Origin of the sequence: Flectobacillus sp. (assembly GCF_049240685.1) — a bacterium.
Taxonomy (GTDB): domain Bacteria; phylum Bacteroidota; class Bacteroidia; order Cytophagales; family Spirosomataceae; genus Flectobacillus.
The window spans coordinates 1-3,098 of sequence record NZ_JBMLSD010000261.1 but is presented as its reverse complement, the minus strand read 5'-3'; the positions used below and the strand labels follow the sequence as shown (position 1 = coordinate 3,098).

At 34.7% G+C, this 3,098-nt stretch carries 3 protein-coding genes; all 3 read right to left on the bottom strand.

The genetic code is table 11. The annotated features are described in order from the left end of the window. Positions 1-23: 23 nt before the first annotated feature. On the bottom strand, positions 24-635 hold the full coding sequence (locus ACOVQ4_RS12165; RefSeq protein ID WP_421820912.1) for a hypothetical protein: 612 nt from the start codon (positions 633-635) through the stop codon (positions 24-26). A 5-nt stretch (positions 636-640) separates the two neighbouring features. Further along, positions 641-2,452 (bottom strand): sterol desaturase family protein, encoded by a 1,812-nt coding sequence (locus ACOVQ4_RS12160; RefSeq protein ID WP_421820911.1) that lies wholly within the window; start codon positions 2,450-2,452, stop codon positions 641-643. A 108-nt stretch (positions 2,453-2,560) separates the two neighbouring features. Next, the coding region (locus ACOVQ4_RS12155) for a Crp/Fnr family transcriptional regulator (RefSeq protein WP_421820910.1) at positions 2,561-3,098 on the bottom strand (538 nt) is incomplete at its 5' end.

Below are 3,098 nucleotides of genomic sequence, written 5' to 3'. Positions count from 1 at the left end.
TGTTGTGCGTAGTATCTTTCACGTCAGTAGTTAAATCTAATAAAGGGTCCTAAGTTGTAGTTTAATTTCTTGGTCTCAAAGTTTTGTAGCAAATCTAAACCTATTCCAAACTGAATATTGCCTTTGTAATCTGCACCTATTCTTACAAATTGAGATGCTTCAAAAGTATCCGCCGAGAAAATAGCTTGTGAAGAAAATCCCCACCTTTTGTTGAACTTTGGAGTATAGCCAATGATGCCTAAAATACTTGGAGCTACTTGACCTTCAGCAAAACCGATGGTTGGGTACATTTGAATAAAAAAGTCTTCCTTTTTATTCATGTAGGCCAGACTTAACCCAATAGTTGGAACAAATAATTCACCATAAAAACCCCCTCCTGCTGACAGTCCTATCCATGGCCTGAATTGATAGGTAAGTTGTCCTTCGATAGATACATTGTTTAGTGCTTTATCTTTGTAATTAACAGTAAAACGATTAAGATTAAAGAAGTTCCATTTTGCAGTAGAATCCAAGTCTTTATCGATATAGTTTATGTAATGAGCTTGTTGATTTCCTGCAAGAGTTTCAAGTGCAATTTGGCCACGAATGCTTAAGCTAATCATAGAAAAAAAGGTAATAAATAAAATGGTTCGCATGTCAATTACAGATTTTTAATTGTAATTGCTTTCGATTGAGGAATCGATTGGCAAGTCAGTATATACCCTTCTTTTATGTCCATTTCGGTTAGTACCTGGTTACTCTTCATCATAACCTTGCCTTCAGTGCATTTCATTTTGCACATTCCACAAAGCCCGCTTTGGCAAGAGAAAAGCAAAGGAATGTTTTGGTCTAAACCACTTTGCAAAATGGTTTTGCCTTCTTGCGTTTCAAATTGGTACGATTTACCAAATACTTTTGCAGAAACTTGTGCTTTTTGCGAAGTGTTTGCTTGATTTTGGGCAGTTATTAAGAATAATTCCCGATGAATTTTCTCTTTGCTAATTCCCAAATACTGTAAATCTTCTATCAATTTATTCGTCATTATTTCGGGACCACAGAGATAAAAGTCTACTTTATTTTTGCCATATCTATTCAGTATTTCTTCTATTGAAATGCGGGTAATATAGCCTTTGACTGCCTTCTTAGGACTTTCTTCTTCACTCAAAAAGTGTTTGACTTCTATTTGATTAGGAAATTCTTTTGCCCACTTTTCAAAATTTTCTTTGAAAATAATGCGATTGGAAGTTCTATTCGCATACAGTAATGTAATTTGGCTTTTGGGTTCAAACTTCAAAATTGTTCCTATCATACTGTAAATAGGCGTGATACCACTACCACCGGCAATCATCACATAGTTTTTTTGGTGGGCAGGTTCAGGATTGAGGATAAACAGTCCTGATGGTGCAGTAACTTCTAAACTATCACCCACTTTCAAATTTTCGGCTAAAAAATTTGTAACCTTTCCGTTTTTGATTTTTTTAATGGTCAAAGTCAGAAAATTATCTGTATTGGGAATGGAAGAAATTGAAAATGTACGATATAGTGTTTCGCCTTTGATATTGACTTTAATCGTAATATGTTGCCCTGCTGAAAAATCCCTAAAAATAGAATGTACGTTAGCAAACTCAATGGTAAAAGCGTCATTTACTTCTTGCCTAATATCAGATATCGTAAGTGAATACAAACCTTCGGTTGATTTTTTGATATTTTTGCGTTCAAAAATTTGGTTGTGGCGGTTTCCGTAGTCTTTAAATTCGGTTCCCATCCATTTGTCCCACCAAGTAAAGTACAATGCATAATTGCCGTTAAACAATTGGTGGTGCATGTTGTGATGTGTTGAGGCTGTTTTGAATTGGAGTAATGGAAAATTTACCCAGCCTTTTGGGTATATTTCATAGCCTAAATGACCTAATACATTATTTAGCATAGAGAAGATTTGCCAGGCTATCATTACCCCAAAATTCAGTGGAAGCAAAAACGGCAATACAACATGCATCATTTGTTCGATTACTGCTTCTGAAGGATGAAAAGCGAAGGCAGTTAGAGGCGATGGGTCTGTACTTTCGTGATGCACTCGGTGAAAAAACTTATACAATTTTGGGTGATGCATAGCCCTGTGCGACCAATAGAAAAACATATCATCTATGAAAAGCACAATTAAAAAACTGACAATTAACCACCAATATCCATAGTCTGCTATGTCAAAATAAATAAACGTATAACCGATACTTTCTAAATAAAGAAAGCAAACATCCATAATGGCAAAAATTAAGAAGGTACTGGCAGAAAAACCAAGATCATGTTTAAAATGATGTAGGTTCGCTCGTTCAGTTTCCTGAATTCTTATTTTTTTAAAGTACTTTTTGCCTACTATCCAAAAGGTGAAAAAGAACGGAAAAGCAAATGCTGCATACCAGATAAGGTTTTCACCATACATGGCGATGATGTTTTCAAAAAACGATGTACTATTCATTTTACTGCAATTTTAAAGTGTCAATTATTGACACTGCAAAGTTGCGGGATGTACTTATGAATTTTTTTGATCTAGGTTAAATAAGTATTTGATGTAAATCAAAAAAATTTAGAGCTTGTCTGCCCTAATTCTACTGAGTGTTTCTTGGGTGATATTTAGGTAAGAGGCTATATTTCCAAGGCTTATGCGGTTGGCAATTTCTGGATATAAGTTTAATAATTTTTGGTAACGCTGCCTGGCATCAAGAAATTGTAAATCTGAAAGTCTGTCTTCAATTTGTGTTACATAATTCAACTCAACCAACTTAATATACCAGAGGGCGAATGAATGATGCTTTTGAATCAAGGCTTGTAATGAAGTATATTCAATGGAATACATTTCACTGTCTTCCATCAGTTGTATGCTTTCTTGAGCCGGTTCTTGTTTTACAAAACTGTTAGTGTCCGTTATAATTTGAGTGTCTAAGCTAAACCAAGTATTCATCTCTTTTCCATGGTCATTGGTGTAAAAATATCTAGCTACACCTTTTGTCATAAACCAAAGGTGTTTACAAGTTTTGCCAGACTTGAGTAAAAAATAATTTTTGGGATATTCCAAATGTTGAAAGTGTCCTAAAACGTCTTCCAATACTTCGTGTGATAAAGAA